The sequence below is a fragment of the Paraglaciecola arctica genome (assembly GCF_018861065.1).
GTDB classification, from domain to species: Bacteria; Pseudomonadota; Gammaproteobacteria; order Enterobacterales; family Alteromonadaceae; genus Paraglaciecola; species Paraglaciecola arctica_B.
Genome location: NZ_JAHKQO010000026.1, coordinates 18,836 through 43,986 on the forward strand (window position 1 = coordinate 18,836; position 25,151 = coordinate 43,986).

At 41.4% G+C, this 25,151-nt stretch carries 23 protein-coding genes; 13 read left to right on the forward strand and 10 right to left on the reverse strand.

Annotated features, from left to right (window positions below; translation table 11 throughout):
- The first annotated feature begins 113 nt into the window (after positions 1–113).
- Positions 114–1,502 carry a M20/M25/M40 family metallo-hydrolase gene (locus KO534_RS09935; RefSeq protein ID WP_215929502.1) on the forward strand — a complete coding sequence of 463 codons (1,389 nt, stop codon included), beginning with the start codon at positions 114–116 and terminating at the stop codon, positions 1,500–1,502.
- 39 nt (positions 1,503–1,541) lie between these two features.
- Here KO534_RS09935 and amt read toward each other — a convergent pair whose 3' ends face one another.
- Entirely contained in the window at positions 1,542–4,598 is a 3,057-nt protein-coding gene (gene amt, locus KO534_RS09940; protein WP_215929503.1) for an ammonium transporter, read from the reverse strand.
- Between the two features lie 543 nt (positions 4,599–5,141).
- Here amt and KO534_RS09945 point away from each other — a divergent pair.
- From KO534_RS09945 to msrA, 5 genes are all read left to right on the forward strand, one after another.
- Complete coding sequence (locus tag KO534_RS09945; RefSeq protein WP_215929504.1) at positions 5,142–6,713, forward strand: phytoene desaturase family protein; 1,572 nt, start codon at positions 5,142–5,144, stop codon at positions 6,711–6,713.
- A gap of 311 nt (positions 6,714–7,024) precedes the next feature.
- The gene (locus tag KO534_RS09950) at positions 7,025–7,594 is read left to right on the forward strand and encodes a gluconate 2-dehydrogenase subunit 3 family protein (RefSeq protein WP_215929505.1); all 570 of its coding nucleotides are present in this window, start codon (positions 7,025–7,027) and stop codon (positions 7,592–7,594) included.
- Positions 7,582–9,291 carry a GMC oxidoreductase gene (locus tag KO534_RS09955; protein WP_215929506.1) on the forward strand — a complete coding sequence of 570 codons (1,710 nt, stop codon included), beginning with the start codon at positions 7,582–7,584 and terminating at the stop codon, positions 9,289–9,291. Before KO534_RS09950 ends, KO534_RS09955 begins: the two co-directional genes overlap by 13 nt.
- A gap of 322 nt (positions 9,292–9,613) precedes the next feature.
- A complete protein-coding gene (gene msrB / locus KO534_RS09960) occupies positions 9,614–10,060 on the forward strand; it encodes a peptide-methionine (R)-S-oxide reductase MsrB (protein ID WP_215929507.1) in 447 nt (148 codons plus the stop codon).
- Between the two features lie 2 nt (positions 10,061–10,062).
- Positions 10,063–10,560, forward strand: a complete 498-nt coding sequence (gene msrA / locus KO534_RS09965) for a peptide-methionine (S)-S-oxide reductase MsrA (RefSeq protein ID WP_215929508.1) — start codon at positions 10,063–10,065, stop codon at positions 10,558–10,560.
- Between the two features lie 98 nt (positions 10,561–10,658).
- On the opposite strand, the gene KO534_RS09970 is transcribed toward msrA, so the two are convergent.
- Entirely contained in the window at positions 10,659–11,723 is a 1,065-nt protein-coding gene (locus KO534_RS09970) for an ABC transporter substrate-binding protein (protein WP_215929509.1), read from the reverse strand.
- A 192-nt stretch (positions 11,724–11,915) separates the two neighbouring features.
- Between KO534_RS09970 and KO534_RS09975 the strand changes: the two genes are divergently transcribed.
- Positions 11,916–14,294 carry a penicillin acylase family protein gene (locus tag KO534_RS09975; protein ID WP_215929510.1) on the forward strand — a complete coding sequence of 793 codons (2,379 nt, stop codon included), beginning with the start codon at positions 11,916–11,918 and terminating at the stop codon, positions 14,292–14,294.
- A gap of 70 nt (positions 14,295–14,364) precedes the next feature.
- On the opposite strand, the gene KO534_RS09980 is transcribed toward KO534_RS09975, so the two are convergent.
- Genes KO534_RS09980 through KO534_RS09995 form a run of 4 tightly spaced genes read right to left on the reverse strand, consistent with a single transcriptional unit; the run spans position 14,365 to position 18,499 of the window.
- A complete protein-coding gene (locus KO534_RS09980; protein WP_215929511.1) occupies positions 14,365–15,087 on the reverse strand; it encodes a LytR/AlgR family response regulator transcription factor in 723 nt (240 codons plus the stop codon).
- On the reverse strand, positions 15,084–16,145 hold the full coding sequence (locus tag KO534_RS09985; protein ID WP_215929512.1) for a sensor histidine kinase: 1,062 nt from the start codon (positions 16,143–16,145) through the stop codon (positions 15,084–15,086). Before KO534_RS09985 ends, KO534_RS09980 begins: the two co-directional genes overlap by 4 nt.
- A 12-nt stretch (positions 16,146–16,157) precedes the next feature.
- On the reverse strand, positions 16,158–16,961 hold the full coding sequence (locus tag KO534_RS09990; protein WP_215929513.1) for a nuclear transport factor 2 family protein: 804 nt from the start codon (positions 16,959–16,961) through the stop codon (positions 16,158–16,160).
- Positions 16,962–16,963: 2 nt separating this feature from the next.
- Entirely contained in the window at positions 16,964–18,499 is a 1,536-nt protein-coding gene (locus tag KO534_RS09995; RefSeq protein WP_215929514.1) for a PQQ-dependent sugar dehydrogenase, read from the reverse strand.
- A 278-nt stretch (positions 18,500–18,777) separates the two neighbouring features.
- On the opposite strand from KO534_RS09995, the gene KO534_RS10000 reads away from it, so the two are divergent.
- The 3 genes from KO534_RS10000 to KO534_RS10010 are packed head-to-tail and all read left to right on the forward strand — an operon-like array spanning position 18,778 to position 20,274.
- On the forward strand, positions 18,778–19,260 hold the full coding sequence (locus KO534_RS10000) for a hypothetical protein (RefSeq protein ID WP_215929515.1): 483 nt from the start codon (positions 18,778–18,780) through the stop codon (positions 19,258–19,260).
- The gene (locus KO534_RS10005; RefSeq protein WP_215929516.1) at positions 19,253–19,543 is read left to right on the forward strand and encodes a transcriptional regulator; all 291 of its coding nucleotides are present in this window, start codon (positions 19,253–19,255) and stop codon (positions 19,541–19,543) included. Before KO534_RS10000 ends, KO534_RS10005 begins: the two co-directional genes overlap by 8 nt.
- A 17-nt stretch (positions 19,544–19,560) precedes the next feature.
- Entirely contained in the window at positions 19,561–20,274 is a 714-nt protein-coding gene (locus tag KO534_RS10010) for a CPBP family intramembrane glutamic endopeptidase (protein ID WP_215929517.1), read from the forward strand.
- Positions 20,275–20,361: 87 nt separating this feature from the next.
- Here the strand turns inward: KO534_RS10010 and KO534_RS10015 are convergent, their stop codons facing one another.
- From KO534_RS10015 to KO534_RS10025, 3 genes are all read right to left on the reverse strand, one after another.
- A complete protein-coding gene (locus KO534_RS10015) occupies positions 20,362–20,949 on the reverse strand; it encodes a CBS domain-containing protein (protein WP_215929518.1) in 588 nt (195 codons plus the stop codon).
- 63 nt (positions 20,950–21,012) lie between these two features.
- Entirely contained in the window at positions 21,013–21,354 is a 342-nt protein-coding gene (locus KO534_RS10020) for a hypothetical protein (protein ID WP_215929519.1), read from the reverse strand.
- A 143-nt stretch (positions 21,355–21,497) separates the two neighbouring features.
- On the reverse strand, positions 21,498–21,962 hold the full coding sequence (locus KO534_RS10025) for an immunity 22 family protein (protein WP_215929520.1): 465 nt from the start codon (positions 21,960–21,962) through the stop codon (positions 21,498–21,500).
- Positions 21,963–22,213: 251 nt separating this feature from the next.
- On the opposite strand from KO534_RS10025, the gene KO534_RS10030 reads away from it, so the two are divergent.
- The 3 genes from KO534_RS10030 (at position 22,214) to KO534_RS10040 (ending at position 24,039) form a co-directional block, all read left to right on the forward strand.
- On the forward strand, positions 22,214–22,624 hold the full coding sequence (locus KO534_RS10030) for a BLUF domain-containing protein (protein ID WP_215929521.1): 411 nt from the start codon (positions 22,214–22,216) through the stop codon (positions 22,622–22,624).
- A 129-nt stretch (positions 22,625–22,753) separates the two neighbouring features.
- A complete protein-coding gene (locus KO534_RS10035; RefSeq protein WP_252732069.1) occupies positions 22,754–23,557 on the forward strand; it encodes a zinc-dependent peptidase in 804 nt (267 codons plus the stop codon).
- Between the two features lie 53 nt (positions 23,558–23,610).
- On the forward strand, positions 23,611–24,039 hold the full coding sequence (locus tag KO534_RS10040) for an FKBP-type peptidyl-prolyl cis-trans isomerase (RefSeq protein WP_215929523.1): 429 nt from the start codon (positions 23,611–23,613) through the stop codon (positions 24,037–24,039).
- A 92-nt stretch (positions 24,040–24,131) separates the two neighbouring features.
- Here the strand turns inward: KO534_RS10040 and KO534_RS10045 are convergent, their stop codons facing one another.
- The gene (locus KO534_RS10045; RefSeq protein WP_215929524.1) at positions 24,132–25,025 is read right to left on the reverse strand and encodes a ThuA domain-containing protein; all 894 of its coding nucleotides are present in this window, start codon (positions 25,023–25,025) and stop codon (positions 24,132–24,134) included.
- Between the last annotated feature and the right edge of the window lie 126 nt (positions 25,026–25,151).

Below are 25,151 nucleotides of genomic sequence, written 5' to 3' on the forward strand. Positions count from 1 at the left end.
TGTCAGCTTAATCACAGTATAAAACCAAGATAAAGTGCAGTAGGTAACTGCAATTCATAAAAAATAGGACTAAAGTGCTGACTTGTTCATCATCTATACATGGAAAGACTAGCATGACTAAAATTCTGTCACTCACAATATTGTTGTTAGCGATAATGCCTACTTTCGCTGCAGTAAAAGACACGCCGCATGCAGTAAAAACCTTAGAAATCTACAAAACCATCATTGAGATTCCCACAGTAGCGGGTCGTGGCAAGGTACCAGAAATGGCTGCATACCTAGCAAAGGAATTTCGTGCGGTCGGCTTTCAAGATGAAGATATCCAAATTATTCCTACAGGTGAAACCGTCGGTATGACTGTTCGCTATCAAGGAAATGGTTCTGTAGATAAACCTATTCTATTACTCGGCCATATGGACGTAGTAGAAGCGCTAGACAAAGATTGGGAACGCCCTCCTTATAAGCTCGCGCAAGATGATAAGTATTTTTACGGCCGCGGCACTATCGACAATAAACTGGGTATCACCATGCTCTCGTCCACTTTTATACGTTTGAAAAAAGAAGGATTTGTCCCTAACCGAGATATCTTTCTGGTTTTCACAGGCGACGAAGAAACCGGCATGGTGACTACAAAAATGCTCGCAAATGAACGCCCTGAATTGGCAAACGCAGAATATGCCCTTAATTCTGATGCCGGTGGTGGTGATCTCGATAAAACGGGCAAAGCTATTGCCTACTTAGTACAAGCGGCTGAAAAAACCTATGTCAGCTTTGAACTCACGTTGCGCAACAAAGGCGGGCATAGCTCAAGACCCAGACCCGACAATGCCATTTATGAACTCTCAACAGCACTGCTTAATATCAGAGACTATCACTTCCCAGTAAGGTGGAGTGACATGACTCGTGAGTTCTTCAAAGTATCAGGCGCACAATTGGGCGGCGAACTTGGAAAAGCTATGACAGCATTTGCAGATGACCCAAGCAACAAAAAAGCCTCTGACCGACTTGAAATAGAATCCTCATTCGTAGGCACCACTCGCACTACCTGTATCACCACTATGTTAAAGGCAGGGCACGCCGAAAATGCCTTACCCCAATCTGCCACAGCTACCGTCAACTGCCGAATTTTTCCAGGGGTAAGTGTTGCTCAGGTCAAACAAAGATTACAAAAAGTCGTTAAAAACGATGCGATTGAATTTGTCACTTTAGATACACCGGTAGAAAGCCCAATATCCGAATTGCGGGATGACGTTATGGGCGCGATCAAAAAAGCGGTACATGCACGTTATCCGGATTTACAAATCATTGCCTACATGGAATCAGGTGGCACAGACGGCAAGCATTTTCGCAAAGCAGGTATCCCCACATGGGCCTTATCCAGCGCGTTTATGAACCCAGATGAAATGTTTGCTCACGGTTTGAATGAGCGTTTACCTAAGAAGACTTTTTATGATGGACTGGATCATTGGAGCATTATTTTGAAAGAGCTGACGGGGAAATAGTCGCAAACATATTAGCAAACGGGGAGTCGTCTCCCCCCTTTATGTACCTGTGTGTGTTAACTTTTTGTTTAAAAGCTTAGTAATTTCTTCAACACTTTTAGGTCGGTGAAAATAATAACCTTGAAAGTATTCACATCCCATTTTCTGTAGGGTTGCAAGTTGCGACTCGGTTTCAATCCCTTCAGCAATAGCGGTTAATTTAAGACTTTTCGCTAAGTTAACGATAGTCGCACAAATTTCGGCATCCTCGACTTTTACGTCACTTTCAGCAACAAAAGAGCGATCTATTTTTAGGATATCGAGTGGTAATATTTTTAAATAACTAAGCGACGAATAACCCGTTCCAAAATCGTCCACCGAAACGTTACAATTGAGGGATTTCAACTCTTTTAAAATAGCAACACAAGTGTCTATGTCTTCAATTAGCATGCTTTCGGTGATTTCTATTTCTAGGTACTTACCGTCAATGTTGAAATGCGCTAATTGAGCTTTAATAAAAGGCAAAAATTCAGGGCTAACAAGATGTCGCCCCGCAATATTGATAGAAACAGGCAACACTTGATAACCTTTTTCAAACCATTGTTTTAACGTTGTTAGCACTGCAACAATAACAAACTCGCCGATAGCGACAATCAAATTACTTTGCTCAGCGATAGGAATAAACTCCGCAGGAGAAATACTCCCTAAGGTAGGATGATGCCATCGAATTAAGGCTTCGAATGAAACTAAGGTGCCATCCGCAGTGACTTTAGGCTGATACACCATGCTGAGTTGATTGAGCTCCAATGCAGCTTGTATTCGTCTTTCATACTCGCCATCTTCAAGAGCTTTTTTACCCATTGTATGAGTATACAGTTGGTAGTTATCTCTACCTTTGGTTTTAGCATGATACATGGCGATATCAGCATGCTGTATGAGTTCATCGGGAGTCACGCTACCTGAATCAGAAACGGCAATGCCGATACTCGCCGGAATGCGGTAACTTTTTTCATTTATCACTATCGCATCGCGTAACGCGGTTAATACTTGCTGAGCTTTCTCACAAATACTTTCAGTTGTCAGCGCCCCTTTTATGACAATGATAAATTCATCTCCCCCCAAACGCGCTACCACATCATTTTCGCTACAGACTTCGTTAAGCCTCGAAGCAACCTGGATCAATAAAAAATCACCGGCTTTATGTCCTAGGGTATCGTTGATTTTCTTAAAGTTGTCTAAATCCAGAAAAAACAAGGCGACTACACTTTTGTTGAGTTTAGATTCACTTACCGCCAAGTTGAGCTCGCGCATTAAGTGGGTACGATTAGAAAGATGTGTGAGTGGATCTTTGTAAGCTAGAAAGTGCAATCTTGATTGAATTTTCTGCTCTTGGGTCACATCTCTTAGATGCAAAGTAAACTCAAGTCTCTTGTCCATACTTACTCTTGCGCTAGTAATTGTAATTTCAGCGGGAAAAGTTTGACCTGAAGCGCGTTTTAATTGCAGCTTAGAACGCCTATCTAACACTAATCCATTAGCATTGGAAAACTGATGAGACAAACTGGTAGTGAAGAGTTCTTTGTCTTCATCCTGAGCAAAATTTTCAATAAAACTGAGACCAGAAATATGCTTTTTCAATATCCCCAAAGTACGTTCAGCAGCAGGGTTAAACTCTAATATATGACCCTTGTAATCGATAGAAATAATGCAATCCATCGAAGAGTCTAAAATCGCGCTTTTACGTTTTTCGCTCAACTTAAATTGGTTAATTGCCTGTTCCCGCGCGAGCATTTCTTGAGACACTTGTGCAATGACTTGATTATACTTTTTTGCAATTTGTCCTACTTCGGTGAAAGGTTCTTCTTTTACAGGGAAACTATAATTGCCCTGAATTTGGTGAGTTTGCATGTCATCTAATAGTTCAATCAACTCGGTGGTAGCGTGATGTTCGCTTACATTTAGCCCTCGGTTTTCGTCGCTTTGCGAAACTCTAAGTGGGTGTATACGATTGAGAACAACAATTAATACAAAACTCACGCAAAAACTAAAGATACCAATGGCTGTGATACCCGTTAATTGCACCACTATCTGCTCAATTATCGATAGCCCGGTACCAAGTATCACTGGGTCCCCAAAAAGTCCCACAGCTAAGGTCCCCCAAGCTCCGGCAAATAAATGGGTGGGAATCACCTTTAATGCATCATCCACTTCCAATACATCTAACAATATCGAACCATAATGCGCGATGACTCCTGCCAATATACCAATCAATGCAGCTTCAATTGGCGACACTGCATGGCAGCCTGCTGTCACCCCCACTAAGCCAGCGATAATTCCGTTTAAGCTAGAGCCAACGTCAACATATCGCTCAGTAAACTGGTGCAAAACAGTACTTGCTAGCCCGCCCCAAATGCCGGCTAAACAGGTGTTTAAAATAATCACCGGCACTAATTCATCAAAAGTTAATGCACTCCCCCCATTAAAACCGAACCATCCAAACCAAATTAACATGGTACCCAAAGCGGCCATTGGTAAATTACTACCAGAAGGAAAAGCATGTTTTGACTGAAAACGCCCTAACCTTGGCCCAATAACAAGAACCGCGGCCAGTGCCACCCAACCACCTACTGAATGCACTACTGTTGCGCCTGCAAAATCGATAAAACCGAGTTTTTCTAGCCACCCTTGGTTATTTTCAGTAAAGGCACTCGCCCATGTCCAATGGCCAACCAAAGGATAAATAACTGCGCTTAAAATGATAGTGATATAGATATACCCTGAAAACCGCATACGTTCTGCTACGGCTCCCGACATGAGTGTTGCTGCAGTGCTACAGAACATCATTTGAAACAGAAAAAATAAGACTTGATAAGGAGTGTTATTTTGACCGAATAGAAATTCTCCACTTCCTATCCACCCTCCAAGGCTTGGCCCAAACATTAAACCAAAACCAAATAACCAAAAAACACTAGCGGAAATAATAAAATCGGTGACATTTTTAGCTGCTACATTAATATTATTTTTACTGCGAGTTCTGCCACTTTCTAAACATAAAAAGCCCACCTGCATTAAAAAAACAAACATTGTAGAAATTAGCAGCCAGAGGTGCTCTAACATGTGCTTCTGCACTCAAAGTTATGGGTATAATTTAACGAGCTTTGCAAATATTGTTCCTACTAAAATGTCCCGCATTGAGCATAAAAACACAAAATTTTCACCACAACGGTGCAACCGTAATATGGCACAACAACGTCGCCCTGAAACAGGGCGTTTGAAGTACTACTTTAAGATTCGATGTAACCAAAACTTTGCAAGAGCGTTAGACGCTTGTAGAGTCAAAGACTTTAAACTAAAGCAATTCAATAACATCGTTTATTTCTATGGATAAAATCCAAAGAACTTTTCACATAGTAGCGGGCGAATTCAGGCTCACCCTAATCACCATATGGATTAAGGTCATCCGGGATTTTTTGCTTCTGAGGTTCAAAATCGTAGTCATGCCCACTTTTGAGAATAATAGCCTTCGACGCTTCATTATGGGGCTCGACAAACACTTTATGACGATACCTCGGAAAATATTCTGTTAAAACAACACGATTGACAGTTTTAAAGTCGTACTAAATACTGGCAGTCATCGCAGTAAGGTTCTCAGGAGAACAGATGTTAGATGCAATCATCATTGGTGCAGGACACAATGGGTTAGTATGTGCTAACTATCTTGCTATGGCAGGTAAGAAAGTACGCATACTAGAACGACGCGATGTAGTAGGTGGCGCTGCAGTGACTGAAGAGTTTCATCCTGGGTTTCGAAATTCAGTGGCGTCATACACCGTGAGTTTACTCAACCCCAAAGTCATTAATGATCTAGCACTACATGACAATGGATTAAAAATCCTTCACAGGAAAGTTAACAATTTATGGCCACATGACAACCATGATTTTTTAGCATTCGAAGTTGGCTCAGACAATCTCAAAGCTGAAATCGCGCGCTTTTCTCAACATGATGCCGATGCACTCGAGCGCTATTTCAGAGACACAGCCATGGTCGCCGATATCATTCGTGACTTTTTACTTGAGACTCCACCCAATGCAGGAGGTGGCATCAGAGATATTTTTAAAGCGGCAAAATTTGGCAATCGCCTGCGTAAATTACCTATCGAAGATGAACGTATTGTATTGGATATATTGACTAAATCTGTCTCGGATTTTTTGGATCTATATTTTGAGAATGAATACGTCAAAGGTGCATTTGCATTTGATGGCATTGTAGGAAATTATGCCGATACTCAAACTCCCGGTTCTGCTTACGTTTTGATGCATCATGCTTTTGGTGAAATCAATGGTGAAAAAGGGGTCTGGGGCCACGCAATTGGAGGCATGGGCGCAATCACTCAGGCTATGGCAAAATCGGCTACATCCAAAGGTGTAGAAATCCAAACGGCAGCTGCGGTAAAAAAAGTGTTAGTGCGAAATAATCAAGCTTATGGTGTTCTGCTGGAAAATGGCGAAACTATTGAAGCAACTATCGTAGTATCTAACCTCAATCCAAGTCTACTGTATAACCAATTACTTGAAGCAACACAATTGCCCGAAGATTTTGCGCGGCGCATGAAACATTACAAAAACGGCTCAGGCACTTTTCGCATGAACGTAGCGTTAAGTGAACTACCTAAGTTTACTTGTTTAGCGCATCAGAAAAGGGCAAGCGCGGATCACTTAACGGGTGGCGTTATTATAGGTGCAACTTGTGATTATATTGACCAAGCGTATCGTGATTCAAAACAACTTGGCTGGTCCAAAGCCCCCATTGTCGAAATGCTTATTCCTTCAACACTGGATGATACTTTGGCTCCACAAGGGCAACACGTCGCCAGTTTATTTTGCCAACAGTTTGACCCAGACATTGATTGGGATAAACACCGTGAGACCGCGGCCGATTTAATCATCGAACAAGTAGACAAATATGCACCGGGTTTTAAACAATCTGTACTGGGAAGACAAGTATTGAGCCCTATTGATCTAGAACGAATTTTTGGACTCATAAAAGGTGACATTATGCATGGCAATATGAGCCTAGATCAGATGTTTAGCACCAGACCGCTTTTGGGTCACGGCAATTATCGGTCACCGATTAAAGGCTTATATATGTGTGGTGCTGGTACTCATCCAGGCGGCGGTGTCACTGGGGCCCCAGGCCACAATGCGGCACGTGAGATCATACGAGATAACTAAGTCAAAAAAGCAACATAGTATTTATGATAAGTAATTAAACGCGGCCACCATAAGTCACATTATTTGTGTGCCACGCATTATAGATTATACGCGTAAATCCGAGCATCAGCATTCACTAGCGCGTCACCAATTATTTCTCAAATAATCATCAACCAAGTAAGTATTTGCAATGTTTTTTATGGCATCCATTGCGATAAAACGAAAAATCATAAGCTAAAAATTAACATTAATTAAACACACTAAAAGTAAAAACAATACAATTTGGCAACCTATGCTTTGTGTAGAGGCGAACCAATGATTAAGAGGAAAAAATGGATAGACGACAAATCTTAAAGTACACCGCCATGCTCACCGGTACGGCGATTTGTGCACCTTTAACGGGGATCATGCTTTCTGGTTGCAACGACAAAGCAAAAGTTACCTCAGCCTCCCTTGCTCCGTCTGTATTTTTCAGTGCTGCAGACTTTGAATTACTCACCCAAATCATGGATGTAATTTTGCCAAAAACAGATACACCTTCTGCCTCAGAGGTTAAAGTCAATTTCATTTTAGACGGTATTTTTGCAAACGTTTACAAGGCGGATTATCAGCAAAAATTTACGACACTTTTTAAGGAGCTAAGCGTTCTTTTAAAGTCTAAAAACTTTAGCACCTTAACTAAAAGCGAGCGAGAGTCGTTGTTGTTATCCGTAGAGGCGCGTCCTGAAAGTGAGCGCGATAACGCTTATTGGTCCTATATCGATATTAAACAACAAACGGTTGCCTTCTATCTTAGCACTGAGGAAATCGCGGAAAATCATCTTAACTATTTACCTATTCCCGGAGAATACAAACCCTGTGTGTCCGTTGAAGATTTAGGAGGCAAAGCATGGGCGATATAAAAGTGAATCCGAATAATAACTTTGATGCAATAGTCATTGGCTCAGGTATTAGCGGCGGTTATGCCGCAATGGAGCTTTGTACTAAGGGTTACAAAACCTTAGTTTTAGAGCGTGGTCCGATGGTGCAACACGGTGATTACCCTACCGCCCATCTAGATACATGGGATATGCCCAACCAAGGAAAGATTTCAAAACAAGAGGTCGAAAAACACTACCCAAAACAAAGTCGATTGGCGTGGTGGGTGAACGAAGAAAACAAACCCTTTATTAATAAAGATGATGAATATCCCTACAACGAAGATGAGCGTTTTGACTGGATTAGAGGGCATCATGTTGGAGGGCGTTCCCTTATGTGGGGGCGTCATTGTTACCGTTGGAGTGATATCGACTTTACAGCTAATGCTAAAGAAGGTGTTGCAGTAGATTGGCCTATCCGTTACGCCGACATTGAAGCGTGGTATGACTATGTAGAAACATTTGTGGGTGTCAGTGGCCAAGCAGAGGGATTAAAACAAGTACCTGATGGAGTATTTTTAAAACCCTTTCCTCTTAATTGTGCTGAACAAAAGTTTCGTGAAGCAATAGCCGAAACTTATCCCGAACGTGTTGTCACTCCAGGACGTGTTGCCAATTTAAGTGAATACAATCCCGAAGTTCATAAAGGTGCTCGAGGACAATGTCAAAACCGTTCACGTTGCTGGCGAGGTTGTCCGTTTGGCGCCTATTTTAGTAGTCAGTCAGCCACTTTACCGGTTGCCACTGAAACCGGTAATTTAACCCTTAGACCCGATAGCATAGTAATGGAAATTTTATACGACGCTGAGTCAGGCAAGGCCTCTGGAGTCCGAGTCAAAGACGCCAAGACTGGAGAGGTAATCGATTATTCAGCGCGAATTATATTCTGTAATGCCAGTACTGTAGGCACCACAGCCATATTGCTTAATAGCCGTTCTGAAACCTTTCCTAACGGACTAGGCAATAGTAGCGGCGAGCTTGGACACAATATAATGGATCACCATTATGGAATGGGGGCTTATGGGCAACTGCCTAATCATGAAGACGATTATTACCAAGGGCGCAAACCCGTTGGTTTTTACATTCCACGTTTTACCAATATAGATGAACAAAGCAAACGAAGTGATTACTCCCGAGGCTTTGGATATCAAGGGCAAGCAATGCGTGGCAAAAACATACCTGACGGGAAAATAGGCGCCGATCTTAAAGGCGAAATATTTAAACCTGGTGGTTACCACGTGAGCATGACTTGCTTCGGTGAAATGTTACCCCATCACGACAATCGTATGTACCTCGACTTCGAACAGCGCGATCAACATGGTATGCCAATCATTACGTTTGACGCTAAATTGCGAGAAAATGAAATGGCGCTGCGTGAGCATGGCGTAAAATGTGCGGTAGAAATGTTAGAAGCAGCGGGTTGTACAAATGTGGGCAGTTATAACAGTCTTACCGCTCCTGGAGCATGTATCCATGAAATGGGCACAGCACGTATGGGCCGCGATCCAAAAACCAGTGTTTTGAATAAATGGAATCAAATGCACGATGTACCCAATGTTTTTGTTACCGACGGTGCCTGCATGACCAGTTCTGGAACACAAAACCCTAGTATTACTTATATGGCGCTTACCGCTCGCGCAGTGGACTACGCTCATAATCAAATACAAGCTGGTAAGTTATAGAACTGTGCATATTTATTATTAGAAGTAAATGTATACAGTGCCTCAATCACAGCACTAATACAGCCTTCACCGAGATGCACTGTTTGTCATACTAAGCTCCAAAGATAAAACTAAAACAAAAGCTCAGCTTCGGCTGGGCTAATTTCACGCTTTCTGCGCAACACTCACATTGTTTTTACTGCTACTAACTCAGTCCGCTCATCAATGGTTTGACTTATAATTTAAAAATAGTGATCTTTATCTCCCGCTCGCAATAAAATACTCTTAGAATAGGTCTGTTACGCTGCAACAAGTACCTCGCATTAATGCTAAAGAGGAAATTATGAGTACATATCAAAAAACCAAGGATGCAATAGCTGCTTTAACACCAGAACAATTCCGAGTGACCCAAGAAAATGGAACCGAACATCCAGGAACCGGAGAATTATTAGATAATACGTTACCCGGCATATATGTAGATATCGTTTCAGGCGAGCCATTATTTGCTTCATCGGCAAAGTATGAATCTGGATGTGGTTGGCCAAGTTTTACTAAAGTGATAGATAAGGTTAACGTAACCGAAATTATCGACCATTCCCATGGTATGACTCGTACAGAAGTACGGTCATCACATGGTGGCAGTCACCTTGGACATGTGTTTCCAGATGGTCCGCAAGATCAAGGTGGCCTGCGTTATTGTATTAATTCTGCTTCACTACGTTTTGTTCATAAAGATGACATGGCAAACCAAGGGTATGAAGCTTATTTAGATCAAGTTGAGGATATTTAGACATGGCAATTGAACGTGCAGTATTAGCCGGAGGCTGCTTTTGGGGCATGCAGGATCTTATTCGCAAACGTCCCGGTGTCAACTCCACTCGAGTGGGGTATTCAGGAGGTGAAGTCGCCAATGCCACTTACCGTAATCATGGCAATCATGCAGAAGCGATAGAAATAATGTTCGATACTGACGTCATCAGTTACCGAGAAATTTTAGAGTTTTTCTTTCAAATTCATGATCCTAGCACTGTAAATAGACAGGGAAATGATACTGGAAGCTCTTACCGCTCCGCTATTTATTACACCTCTGAGGAACAAAAAGCTGTGGCGTTGACGACCATTACTGATGTTGATGCATCGGGATTGTGGCCGGGGAAAGTTGTCACAGAAGTAGAGCCAGTTGGTGATTTTTGGGAAGCTGAGCCTGAACACCAAGACTATTTAGAAACCCGCCCCGACGGTTACACTTGTCATTTCCCTAGACCTGATTGGAAGTTACCTTCAGCGTAAATTGTAGTAGAGAATAACAATTTCGATTCCCCTTTTCCCAAAAGGGTTAAGGGGATAAAATAACCGCGCAATATATCCAGCAGTTCTACAAGCCGTCATTAATTTAATGAGTTGATAATGTTTTGCATATTGAGTGTTTGTAGATTTTTACCCGCTTTGAATTCTGAAAACTTCCCAAAATCCACTTTTTGCCATTTTTGATGTTGCACAACATCTAGATACTCAGTGACGTTATTTTTATTAATCACCTCAAAATCGTAGAGTGCATTGTGGTTAGAAAATCTATCTACCCCATGCTGATAATCAAAAATTTTGGTCATCGCTATTGCCCCCATCAAAAAGTGCCCACCTACTGAAGCGGTAAGTTCGCCCTGCTGAATTTTCAGTAGCGCCTCTGGAAGCCAGTCAAAGCCACCTATAACTGTTGGCTTGTTAGATAAAAGCTGATACTGCTGCAATGTCTTTAGAGTAAGTTGACCACTTGCACACCAGAATATATTGGTGTGCGGATAGCGTTTAAGTATAGTTTCAAAGTTAGTCGCGATATTTTGGGGATCCCAATAGGTTGGAAAGATTTGATTTAGGTCGATATCATTGCGTCGATATAATGCGTTTAAACTCTGTTCTCTGGTGCGCGACAAATAATCAAAGTTTCCCCCTATTCCTGTAATTGACGGTTTGATATCTGGGTGCTGGCTAAGGTGTGCATCGATTAACGCCTTTAGCAGTAACGCTCCTCCACTGACATTGTCATAGGCAACTTCACCTATCCAATGTTTGTATTTTTGTTTGGGTTTTAATAACTCTGTTGTCTCGTTATCAGCAAATGCTTGCTCTAAAGTAACAAAATCGATTCCTTTGGCTTCAATTGTGTCAAACACGTTTGCAGTATTACCATGATAGGGACGAAATATAAGATAATCTGGTTGGCTAGGCTGGGTGACTATGTCTTCAATTATGGCTAAGGTGGTAAACCGATTATCACCACCATAAATGACTTCAAGTGACATTCCTAAACTTTTAGCTGAGGCGAAACTGGCTTGATACACCATGTCCCAAAACGCCGCTCCTTCCTTGTCAGGAATAATTAAAATGACTCTTACTGCAAAAACACATTGAGAAAAAACAAGGGTCGATACTAGTGCAAATAATTTCAAGGTCATAAGCGGCCAAATCCATTTTACAACAGATGATTACTAGCAAGCATAGTTGAAACTCGTTAGTTTACCTAGAAACAGTTAAACTCCCCAAGCATATACAGGTTGCCACTCCATATGCTGCGCACAAAATTGGTGCGTGAATCACTGGTCTGATGTTAGGATTATTTAATCAATCACAAACAATAGACTCTTCCCATGGCGCGTTTTTTAAAAATCCTTATTTTAATTATTGCTCTCATCGTTGCCCTTGGGGCTTGGTATATCTTTAACAAACAGCCACAGCGCAGTGGTGAAATGACTTTGTCCAATCTTCAAGCGCCAGTTACTGTGCGCTATGACGAACGCGGTGTACCGCATATTCAAGCGCAGCACGAATCCGATATGTATCGAGCCCTTGGTTATGTCCATGCCCAAGATCGCTTGTTTCAAATGGAAATGGTGCGGCGTTTAGCGCGAGGGGAACTGGCCGCTATTTTGGGACCGAAATTGCTCAGCAGTGATAAGTTATTTCGTAGCCTAGGAATACGCGAGCATGCGGATAACTATGCTAAAAATATGGATGTAAATACCCCTGCAAACAAGGCCTTAGCAGCCTATTTAGATGGTATTAACCAATATCAGAACAACCATCCTGCTCCATTAGAGTTCGACATTCTAGGCATTAAAAAACGCCCATTCACTGCTAAGGACTCGGTAAGTGTTGCAGGTTATATGGCCTACAGTTTTGCCGCGGCGTTTCGAACCGAGCCAGTATTGACCTATATACGAGATCAATTAGGTAGCGAATATCTTGAGGTATTTGATTTAGATTGGCACCCCACGGGAGTTATCGCACCACAATTGTTAGCCCATGATTGGCAAAACCTCAATCAACTTGCACAGCTCAGCCAACAAGCAGTGACGGATAGTGGTTTAGCCTTGTTTGAAGGTAGCAATGCTTGGGCAGTATCAGGCAGTCGTACTGCTAGCGGTAAACCTTTATTGGCGGGAGACCCCCACATTGGGTTTGCGGTGCCGTCAGTGTGGTACGAAGCGCATTTGTCTTATCCCGGTTTTGAACTTTACGGTCATCATCAAGCCCTTAGTGCCACGGCTTCTTTAGGACATAACTTAGATTTTGGCTGGAGCCTGACAATGTTTCAAAACGACGATATCGATCTTATCGCCGAGAAACTCAACCCCGACAATGACAATCAAGTTTGGTATCAAGGCAAGTGGGTAGAATTAAAGAGCCGTAGCGAGCAAATTGAAGTTAAGGGTACCGAACCAGTCACACTCACATTGCGCCGGTCTCCTCATGGCCCAATTATCAATGATGCGCTAGGCGACCAGGCAGACAAAACCCCCATTGCTATGTGGTGGGCATTCCTAGAGACACAGAACCCAATCCTTGAAGGTTTCTACCAACTTAATCGCGCTGAAACCCTCGAAAAAGCGCGGGCAGCGAGTGAAAAGATTCATGCTCCTGGCCTCAACATAGTCTGGGCCAATGCCAAAGGAGACATAGGTTGGTGGGCGGCAGCTAAACTGCCGCTGCGCCCAAAAGGAGTGAATCCTAATTTTATATTGGATGGCAGTAGTTCTGAATCGGATAAACTAGGATTTTTGCCTTTTAGTGCCAATCCTCAAGAAGAAAACCCAGACCGTGGCTATATAGTGTCAGCTAACTACCAACCTGTGCCAGACAGTGGTATTGAAGTGCCTGGCTACTATAACCTGCCCGCCCGGGGCATTCGCCTCAACCAACGCTTAGCCGATAATGATGCGAAGTGGGACACAAAAAACAGCCAGGCTTTACAACTCGATGCAGGCAGCGGATATGCACAGCGTTTACTTAAACCTTTATTACCATTAATACGAGTCAATTCGAATACACATGAACAAGAATTGCTGCAGTTACTAGGTAATTGGAATGGAGACCACCAGATTAACGACATCGCACCAACCCTATTTAATCAGTTGGTATACCAGTTGGCCTATGAGGCGATGCAAGACGAAATGGGCGAGGACTCTTTTAAAACCTTACTCAAAACCCGTGTCATCGACTTTGCTTTACCACGTTTGGCCGCCGACGCTCAGTCTGCTTGGTGGGATAACCGCAACACCGCTGATATTGAAGATCGCGCTGCAATAGTCAATTTGGCTTGGCAAGCAAGTTTAGAACATTTACGCGCGACACTAGGAGTCAATACCGAAAATTGGAAATGGGGAGCAGTCCATACTCTCACCCATGGACATCCATTAGGCCAACAAAAACCTTTAGATAAATTATTTAACGTGGGGCAATTTGCCGCTCCAGGTGGACACGAAACCCCGAATAACTTATCACATAAATTGGGGCCTGCCCCTTGGCAAGTGATTTATGGCCCGTCGACACGGCGCTTGATTGACTTTGCACAGCCAAGCGAGGCCCTTGGAACTAATCCTGTGGGGCAAAGTGGCGTGTTATTTGATCAACATTACCACGACCAAGCAGAGTCCTATATTAAAGGGCAGTACATACAACAGCACTTTAGCGAAGCCAATGTGGCGGCTAATACCCAAAGCACCTTACGACTTGTGCCGACTCATTAATACCGCAAAAAATGAAAAGAGCTCACCCCAGCCTTTCTATTGAAACTGGGGTAAGTGTTTATGACTAAATTTATGAAAATTGTTGTTTAAATTTACTGGCGTAACGTCGACTGACTGTAAATAAACGGCTGCTGTTTTTTAAACTGAGCTCCATTGTACGATTAGGGAGTGTCTCAATAGAGTCAATTTGGCTAATGTTGATAATAGTTGAACGATGAATTCGCCCAAAAAACTTACCAGGAAGACGAGTTTGCCATTCTTTAAGAGACTTTTCTACCAAAAGCGCATTACTTGCTGCATTTGTGGTAAATACCTCACTATAATCACCACAAGCACAAATATGTGAAATATGCTGGATTTGTAAAAACTGTGAATGCTCTCCCAAGTTTAAAAAAATACGGTCCTCAATATTAAGCTTTTGTTCTGGTAACACCCCTGCATCTGGCTTATGCAGTTTATCAATAGAAGCCTGTAGTCTTTTGGGGTTCACTGGTTTAAGTAGATAATCTAAGGCATTGATTTCAAACGCGCGAATCGCAAATTCATCAAAAGCGGTGACAAAAATCAGTTTAAAGTTATGCTCCACTTTTTCGAGCAAATCAAAACCGTTTTCATTGCGCAGTTGAATATCTAAAAACACCACATCAGGTTTTTCACCCTTGATGATGTTGACAGCTTCAGTCAAGTTTTTTGCTTCACCAACTATCCGAATATCTTCAAAATCGGATAGCAACTCCCGCAACTCTTGGCGAGCCAATCTTTCGTCGTCGACTAACAGCGCCCGATAAGTCATAACTGTAAGATCTCTATTCTGGCAACCACCTCTCCCTGTTCTTCATGCAGCGAGAAAGACCCAGCGTTTGCTAACTGTTTCTCAAGGCGTTGTTGTACGTTATTCAAGCCAATTGTTGTTGTTTCTTTATCCTTATCAATATTCAGAGTGCCAGTATTTCTCACCTCAATAACCAATACGTTGTTTTCTAACACCGCAGAGACTTTTATTTTTAAGACTTCAGGACTGGTTTGAAACCCATGTTTAATGGCGTTTTCTACTAATGGGTTAAGTATAAAACACGGAATCAAAATTTTTTTTACATCCTCGTCTATGTGTAACTCCACTTCTAAGGCTTCTTCAAAGCGAACCTTTTCAATCGCTAAATAATTTTCCACCGCTTCAAGTTCTTCGCTTAAAGTATTCTGATTACTGGTTTTACTCATTAAAGAATGTCTCAAAAATTCAGAGAGTTGCGTAATCATTTGTTTGGGCACTGGGTTATCTGGGCTAATAGAGGCGCGAATTGAATTTAACGCATTAAACAAAAAATGCGGATTGACTTGATATCGCAACATATCAAGTTGAGCCGTTTCGGCTAAAATTTTGGCATGTAGAACATTTTGATGTTCGACTTGTACTTGTTTCCAATATTCGATACCAAAGTATATCGCGCTCCAAGCCAAGAGAGTCACCATATAGGTTAACGCCACTCTTGGTTTATATTGCAGCGAACCCATCAAATCATAGTTGGGCAACGTAAGCCCAAAAAATAAGGTTTCTAATGCAGTCCACACTATGCCAAATAAACCAGTAGCAATAATTACAATCAATACCGTTTTTGGCATAGATGGACTTGTTATAAGTTTTCGATAAATCAGCCATAACAAGCAACTCAGAGAAAAACCTACCAGCGTACGCAACGATTTCACCCAAAAAATGTAAGCAATTGATTCTTCAGAATCTCTAGGTAAAAAGGTTAAAAACATCAACAAAAAATACAGCAGCCAGCCAATCACCTGCCATTTCCATGGTGAATTGCTAAGTTTTATAAAATTCATTGATTGCTGCACAGCCATTTAAAATCCTAACTAATTTTTATCAATAGCTTTATTCACTACCTGCCATTGTCCATTAATTCTCAATAATGACAAATAATGGGTAATAGTTGAATTAGGATAATTCAGTTGTATTTTTGCAACAGCTGCATCCCCAAAGGCATCTACACTTTGAATTTTGTGGCTTATCAACACTGGAGCTTTAGAGGTCTTTTGAGCAAACCTATCTTTAAAGTGATTAAGAGTCACCCCCCTAAACTTGCCATTTTCACTGGACATAATCTTAGCTTCAGCATGAAAAATACCTGCCAGATCTTTTGGGTCACCGCTTTTCAAAGCCTGCTCATAACGTAACAATAGCGCCATAATTTCAGTAATATTGGTGATTCGAGTTTTATTGTTTTTGGGGTCGCGCACCGAGTAGGCGATCTTGTTGCTGATTTTCCATTCGCCCGCAATTTTTAGCAAGGTCATGTAATCAGTAAAGATTATACTCGAATAATCCAAAACCAACTTTGCTACCGCCACATTGCCTGTCACATCGATACTTTTGATATAAGGAATACGCTCGACTGAGTCGTCTTTGTTACGCAATTTCATTCTACTGAGGTAATCTGAAAATTCTAACTTTGCGTACTTTCCATCACGTAAATAGCTTAGTTTTCCCTCACTATGCAAGGCTTTACCAAGAACGTTTTTATCCCCTTTAATATGCCCGCTTAGGTAGTTTTGTAAGGGAATTGTGATGGCTTCTATATCTGTCAACTGAGTATTTTTCTGTGCATTAACACTAAAGGTCAGCAACAAAAAAATGAGTATCATTAGAGTATTTTTCATGGTTATTTTTTCCTTATACTAATAATTTTGCCGTCATCTTCATCTGTTAATAGATACAACTTGCCGGCGGGACTTTGCACTATTTTTCTGGAGCGAACTCTATCGTCAACAAACAACTCCTCAACAGCTTTAATGCTGTTATCAACTATTCTCAGTCGCCAAAGGCTGCCGCGACTGAGGCCAGAAACGAACAGGTCATTTTTCCATTGTGGAAACTCGTTGCCCGTATAAAAGGTTAACCCTGTAGGTGCTACTGTATGACGCCAGTACCAAACCGGATCAGTGAAAGTGCGATCGGACAAAGTAGGAGGCGTATAGTTTTTGTGGCGGTAAGTACCAGTAGTTTTTATCGGCCAGCCATAATTAGCGCCCGCTTGTAAAAGGTTGATTTCATCGCCTTGATGAGTGCCGTGTTCTGAAAACCAAATATGCCCAGTGCTGGGATCAACAGTTAAACCTTGCGCAGCCCTAATCCCCACTGCATAAATGCTAGTTGCAGTGCTGTTGGCAAACTTAGGGTTGTCGAATGGGATCGAACCATCGGGATTAATTCGGTGAATTTTGCCGCGCTTGTCAGCTAGGTTTTGCGCTATTGGCATATCCGGTTGATTCACTTCGTTGAACAGGCGTTCGCCAATAGTGATATATAATTTACCGTCTATTCCAAAGGTCAAGCCGCCTCCAAAATGCCAAGCGCCAGGGGTATAAGGATCAGCCACAAATATTGATTTGACGTCTACTAGGCGGTCATTTTGCAGCGTCGCCCTGATCACTTTTGTCGTAAAGCTATCGCTTTTTTGAGCGGCATACGCAACATACACCAGTTGATTATCGGCAAAATTAGGATCGAGCACCACGTCAAAGATCCCCATGTTAAAACTACCCGTCCTGCCGTTTAAAGAGCTGGGATAAATCCCTGGTTCGTACTGCGACGCATCAATAGTAATATTATTCGCAAGATCCTCAGGAAACCCCTGAATCACTGACTTATGTTTTGTTAGCAAATTAACTTTGAGTAGGTGACCGTCTTTTTCGCTGACCAACACTTCATCTTCAGATAAAAATGCCATGCTCCATGGGTGCGCTAGCCCGTCCACCAAGATTTCTTTTAGAGGTTCATACGAGTTTAACTGTTGCTGCTGTAAACCTTTACCCGACGCTACAAACACTCTTTCCCTAAACTCGTTAGGCTGGATGTTATTAAGCAGTTTTACAGCTCCACTTTGAGCGATGAACGCTTCAAAGCGCGCTTCAGCTTGCTCTTGATCGCTTTGGTTCGCGTACTTGGTAATCAACAAAATATCGAATTCTAAGGGAGCCTCTAAACTAGATTCTATGAATTCAAATGACTGTATATAGCCTAGCTCTAATGCCTTGTGACGAAGGGCACGCCAATTATTGTTGTAATAGAATAATGCCTCATCGTGGTGGCCATTTTTAATTTTTATACCTTCAATGAGATTAATAGTCTGACTTTTCGCCGGCAACGCAACTAGCAGCCAAAACAGCAATAGGCTCTTCATTAAATATTTATACATAACTCCATCCTCTGCAGGTAACACTGCCTGCAACACTTGTTAGTTTGGTGATAATTCGCAGTGACACAATAAGGCAATATCGAACAACAATTAGAAGAAATCTTTAAAAGGCCTGATACAGGGTTAAGCGGTCAATATAGCGAATAAATACACCGCTAAATTAGTCCTATTTTGAGTAAACCCTAACATTACTTTCCACAGCGGAAAATTATAACTTGCCACTATGGAAAGTGTAAGTTACATTACTTTCCAAGATGGAAAGTAAATGGGGATTCACTATGACTAAGAACACGCAACATATTTCAGTCACCGAGGCTAAATCGACCTTAGAGTCATTGGCTGAGATTGAAAAAGACACAACAATTTCCCTTAGAGCCCCGCTATGGCTCAACATTATTATATCTTGCTCTTATGGTATGGGGATTTTCTCTTGGGCTTCGTCTCGACACGATAACTTGTGGATTTTAGGAGTAATTCTATCGGCCATTGTGTTTTGTATTGGTGTAGGAGTTTACCTATATAGAAGCCGCCTTTTAGGTGTAAAACCTAAGGTGGCACCGAAAAGTCGTTCAGAATTAGTGTTCGGCGTGTTGTTGGCAATAGGCTTTGGTGCCGTTGTTGTGTTTAGCCGGGAGTTGTCCAAGGAGGACATTTGGTGGGCATCCTACGCAGGAGCAATGATTACCGCTGTGACATTGGGTTATGTTATGCACCGTTTCCCATCGGGTGATTATAAAACAGGCATTAACAAACATGACTAGTGCTAATTTTAATCCGCTGATTCATGCCCAACATAGACTGCAGATATGCGCCATATTAGCCCTAACAAGCGAACTCGAATTCAAAGTATTGCGTGATAAATTGATGGTCAGTGATTCCGTGCTTTCTAAACATCTAAAATCACTTGAAGAAGCAAATTATGTGCGCTTAACCAAACGTAAGGAAATGGGACGGCAACGGACTTGGCTGTCATTAACATCAGACGGACGTATCGCTTACAGCGAGCATGTTAAAGCGCTACAAAACATCGTTGCTAACAGTTAAACCTCGGATTTGACTCGATGTACTCCAAAAAACCAAAAGGCGCAACACAATTTTCATACACTAGATATCCTTGGATTTTGTGCGTTGATTTAATCATCTATCTAGCGGTGATGTTTTTGATAAGAGAAGTCTATTTTTCTCAATTTAATTTTATTGCCAACGGTCTTTTTTGGTCATTGACTACTTTAATTGTGGCTACGATTTTAATGAGGATACGCGGTATTTCTTGGAAAGAATTGGGGTTATGTAAGCCCGAAAATTATAAAAAGACTTTGTTTGCCACCGCCTTTATTTTTGCGTTCACCATTATTTCAATTGTTATTTTTCAAACCCTTAAAGAACAGCTAGGTTTACAAACAGCCGCTGATATGTCGAATCAAAAGGCCACCTCTAAATTTGGCAATCTATCAGGTAATTGGCCTCTGTTTTTCAGCATCATTCCTTTCATTTGGGTGCAATCAATGTTGGAAGAACTGCTAGACCGAGGATTTATGTTAAATTGGATTGAACGAGCACTGGGTAGTTATTGGATTGCAACATTAATCGCAGTGATATTACAAGCATGTATTTTTGGTTTTCGGCATTCTTACGATATATCTGATAGGTCGATTACTGTCGGGTTAATTGGACTCGCTATGGGGATAGGTTACGTTTGTTTTGGTCGAAACCTATGGCCTTTGATTATTGCCCACTGCTTACTTAATACAATATCAATGTTAGATAGGGTTTAGAAAATACTCCCTGATTATTAATAATTAAGAATAGGGGAGCTTATTGCAGCCTCCCCAACTATCAGGGTATTTTAGTTTATTACTGCATTAAACCAACTCTTCGTGTTCGTGCAACACATCAAAAAAGTCCTTAAAGGAATGCGCTGTCGCATTAATATAAACAGGCTCATGCAACACCCTACTTATATCGGTTGAAGAAATGACTCCACATATTTTGTTGTTTTCATCCACTACTTGAATATGTGCCACCCCGAGAGATTCCATGGTTTGTTTAATATCACCAACACGGGCTTTAAGCACTTGATTTTTATGTATGGCAGGCATCTTATAAGTGTAATTCATGACATCTGCGACGGTTAAATCAGCCCTTGCCACACCTTTTCTTTTTGCCACCATAAGCACCACTCGACTCACCAAAGTTACACCACTTATCACGCCCAATAATTTCAAATCAACACCCACATAAAGCACTGACCTTTTATTACTCAGCTTCATTATGGTCAGCGCTTCATCAATACTAGTATCGGGAGAGATCATTTGTGATAAAACACATTTAGTATCATTAACTAGGTATTCTGCGGGGCTATTGATATCTATATTTGTCAGGGCTAGATCTGACATGCTTGCACAAGAAATACTGCTTTCCACAGTCGGAATTATTTTAAAAGTATTCATTTTTATTCACCAAAAAAAATCTATAAAACTACCTGCAAAATACTTTGCAGACTTGAAAGATGTTTAAATAGAGACTTTTGGTGGAGCGCGAGTGTGCGGCCTTAGGTAGCAAGGGGTAAAATAATTGACTGTGTAGCTTGCATCTACATAACCAAAAGCGCTACCGAAGTTTGCGATTGCTGCATAAGGTAGGGTAGCGTCATGATCATCTGAATCCGTTTCAGAAGCACTGTCAGCAATACAAACAAAATCACCAAAGTAAGGTGTTTTGTCATGAGACGCCAGTTCGCGGGATTGCGCAACGTTAAAAAACGATACCGACAAGAACACCAGCAACAACAAAGCTAGATTGCAGTTAATCGTGCAATTTTTGAGTGGGTCTTTGAAAAGTAAATTAGGCTTCATACACCCAATGATATGGGTGCAACTAAAAAATACAAATAGACTTGGTCGCAAATTTCAGTCGCTTCAACTTAATAATGCTAACGTTATAAAACTGACTCTATTTTTTAGCAACAAACCATCACAATTAAGTAATTGTTTTGTACTCACTCAGCTTCATTTTCTGCAAACAAACTTTCACTAGCGGCATCGTAATTAAAAGCCCCTAAAAAAGTTGTGTATTCATCCTCGGAAACACCACTAGCTTTAACACTATATTGCTGTTCAAACAGTAAGATAATCCAAGTTACTTGCAGCATGTTGATTTTTTTGGCTTTACTCATCAAATTCACAATAAAAGAACTTGAGCAAGAACAACCACCAGCCGCTTCATGTATATCAATGGTGCCAGTGTGAGCACCATTAGTTTCCATAAACTCTGGAGAAAAATATCGAATTTTATAATTGTCTGACCAAGTATTTTTCGCTCTTGTGCCTTTTTTGAAAAAGCTCTCCTCAAAATATTCATCGGGGATATCGGCATAAGGATGTTGCGAAACCCAAACGGATACTTTGCCTTTAGTATTATAAAGTAAGCCGTTATTAGGTGTGGAATGTGTATCTTGATTCATTTCGAGAAAACTGCCTGTGACTGAGTAGTGAGATATACTATGTTAGTATCAGAGAAATAAATAGGTGGTTACCCATCTATCGCTCCTCCTAAGCAATCAACACAGACACGACCAAAAAAACCATAATTGTTTAATCACGAACATTTCCTTTGGATTGGGGCCCAAACACCTAAAAAAGTCGAAAATAATGGCTTCGGTGGGCAGAGTGTTTTACCGTGTTGCTTCCTTAATAACCAAATCTTGTGGTTACCATGTATCAACTTATCTATGTAAGTGACAAAATAGAGACTTTTACACCAAGTGATATGGAAGAAATTCTGTGTAAGGCGCGAAAAAATAATGCCCAATATGGCATCACCGGTCTGTTAGTAGAACTGCCTGAGCATTTCATACAGATATTAGAAGGTACACAAGACAAAGTTGAGTTCACCTTTAACCTCATATGCGAAGATATCAGACATACCAATATTCGCGTGTTATTGGCAGAGAAAACCAGAGCCAGAGAAATGGAATCTTGGGATATGGGATTTTCGGAAGACTTAGATCCATCGCAACTCGACGACGCACGACTTATACTGAACAACTTTAGTGAAAAACAAAATTTTAGCGATATTCATCGTCAAAGTTTAAAGTTGCTACTAAAAAGTTTATGTCATGAATAACGCCAATAATATCCACCGCAAAAACTCGCACATCTATAGTGTATAGCGAGCAATCAACACTCTATTACCAACAAAAAATCTATGCGCCAAAATCTTATATATTGTTTACTGAGTTTGCCTTTTTTAATTATGTTAGTTTGGTTTTACCTTAAGAAACACAATTTAAAAAAGCGTGAATTTAAACGCCAGCGGTTAAGAGCCCAACCGTTACCTCCTGAGTACCTCAACATTCTGCAAAGTGAATTTCCTTTGTATTTACGCTTGCCAGATGACATGCAGCGCAAGTTAGCAGGGCATATCCAGGTATTTTTAGACGAGAAAGATATAGTGGGTCGCGACGGCCTCGAAATAACGGATAGAGTGAGGCTGCTAATCGCCGCTCAAGCGTGCATATTAATACTCAACCGACCAGGCAATTATTATCCAGGATTTCGCAGCATATTAGTTTATCCTAGTAGCTACGTGGCCAAAAATACTCGACGCGAAGGTATGTTACAGATTACCGATACCAGCACCCGAGCCGGCGAATCTTGGCATCGAGGTCCAATAGTTTTAGCTTGGGATCATGTGTTACAAGGAGCCAGAGACAGTAGAGATGGGCGCAATGTGGTGATGCATGAATTTGCCCACAAGTTAGATGAGGAAAATGCAGCAATGGACGGACTACCTTTGTTACCCACTCCAGAGCAATATCAACAATGGTCGCAAGTACTCAATGCCGAATTCAAAGTGCAACAACAAAAGTGGGCAGATGGCGATGAAGACGTGATTGACAGCTATGGCGCCACTTCCCCTGCAGAGTTTTTTGCCGTTGTCACAGAAACATTTTTTGAGAAACCTGTACAACTTGAACGTCACCATCCCAAACTATACGAACAGTTTAAACAGTGTTATTTGCTTGATCCCAAACCTTGGGCAAAATCCAAAGAATAATGAGCTGTAAAATTAAACCATTGTAATAGCATTTAAATTAAAAAGAAGAATCGATGGCAAAAAATAAAAAGGCACTCAACAAAGGCTCTAGAGGTCAAAATCGCAAAGGAAGCGAAGCCTTTATCGCAAAATACGCTAACAAACCTGACGTTATTCAAGATGATTCGGGGCTGATGTATCGTATTTTAGAGACGTCAGAGGGTCCCTCTCCCACTATGCAAAATGAAGTAGTCGTGAATCAACGTATTTTGAATTTTGATGGCAGTGTGATTGCCGACACCTATAAAAGTGGGTTTAGCGACCGTTTTACTCTGCAAGAAGCTATCCCGGGATTGCAACAAGGGTTGCAGTTAATGACTCTAGGAAGTCGTTTTGAGTTTGTTGTTCCCCCAGAACTCGCATGGGGGAAACGCGGTGTTGGCAATAAAATTGGTCCAAATGCAGTTTTGATATTTGATGTACGACTTATAGATATCGCCTGAAAAACCAGCCATTAAGCACAGCCTAACATGAGTGTTTTTAGGCTGTATCTAATCAAGTTACGCTAATCAATTTTCGTCAATCAAAATAACGCTTATTTATTGCATCCCATTGATTGAGGATCGGTTTTCTTAGCAGCCCAATTCAGCATATTTTTCAATAATAACAAGGCTTCCTTAGTTTCATAGGTTTCGTAGCGATGTCCCATGGCGGTGAAAACTGAACGCGCTTGATTATCACCCATACAACGAGCCCAAAGGATAGGATGATCAGCAGGATTAGGCCCCATTCGTAAATCAGAGCGCTCGCCGTAAACCTTGTTCACTGGGCTATAAGTACTTTCATCCAAGCCAGCTAGAATGATAAAATCTTCACTTGGCGGCGATTCAAAAGTGTACCATTCATCAATCGCCATAAATTCACTGGGCATTCCTTCCATAACCGGATGGGCAGGGGCTAAGACTTCAACCCGAGCTTCTTGAAATTGTGGTGACATTGGATGGCTGACAAACAACGCCCCTAACAGTTCCTTGTGGTAAAACCCCCAATCCTGATGTGACGAATCACCAGCACCATGAATTAACACACTACCATTTCCCTTAGACTGCCATCTCGCAAAAGCGGCCTCTTGCTCAGGAGTTAATGAATCACCGGTCATATTATTAAAAACAACGACATCAAAACGAGCTAAATCGTTATCGTTAAAAATACCACTGTGCTCAGTGGTGAAATAACCATGCCCCATTTCCTTTGCAATTTTCATAATAGCCAGAGTTGCACCGGCAATTCCCTCCTCATGACGCCAATCACGAGTTTCAGAAAAAATTAAAATAGAAGGCGTGGGAACGTAATCGAAATAGCGACCAGTTGTGGTTACTTGTTCACCCATGACCGAAACTGCAGGTTTAGATTCTGGCAACTTAGACTCGGTTGTATGTGAAGAACATGCGAACAAAAAAAGCAAAGCAATGAAGTAATAGAGTTTCATATGTAAACGTTATCATTTGATTATGTAAATCAAGTATAAAACTCTTTACATATAGTTTGCAATCAGCCAAAAATGTTGAAAAGACTTCTCGCCATTGACGTTTAAATTGGCTGTTTGTTTAGTCAT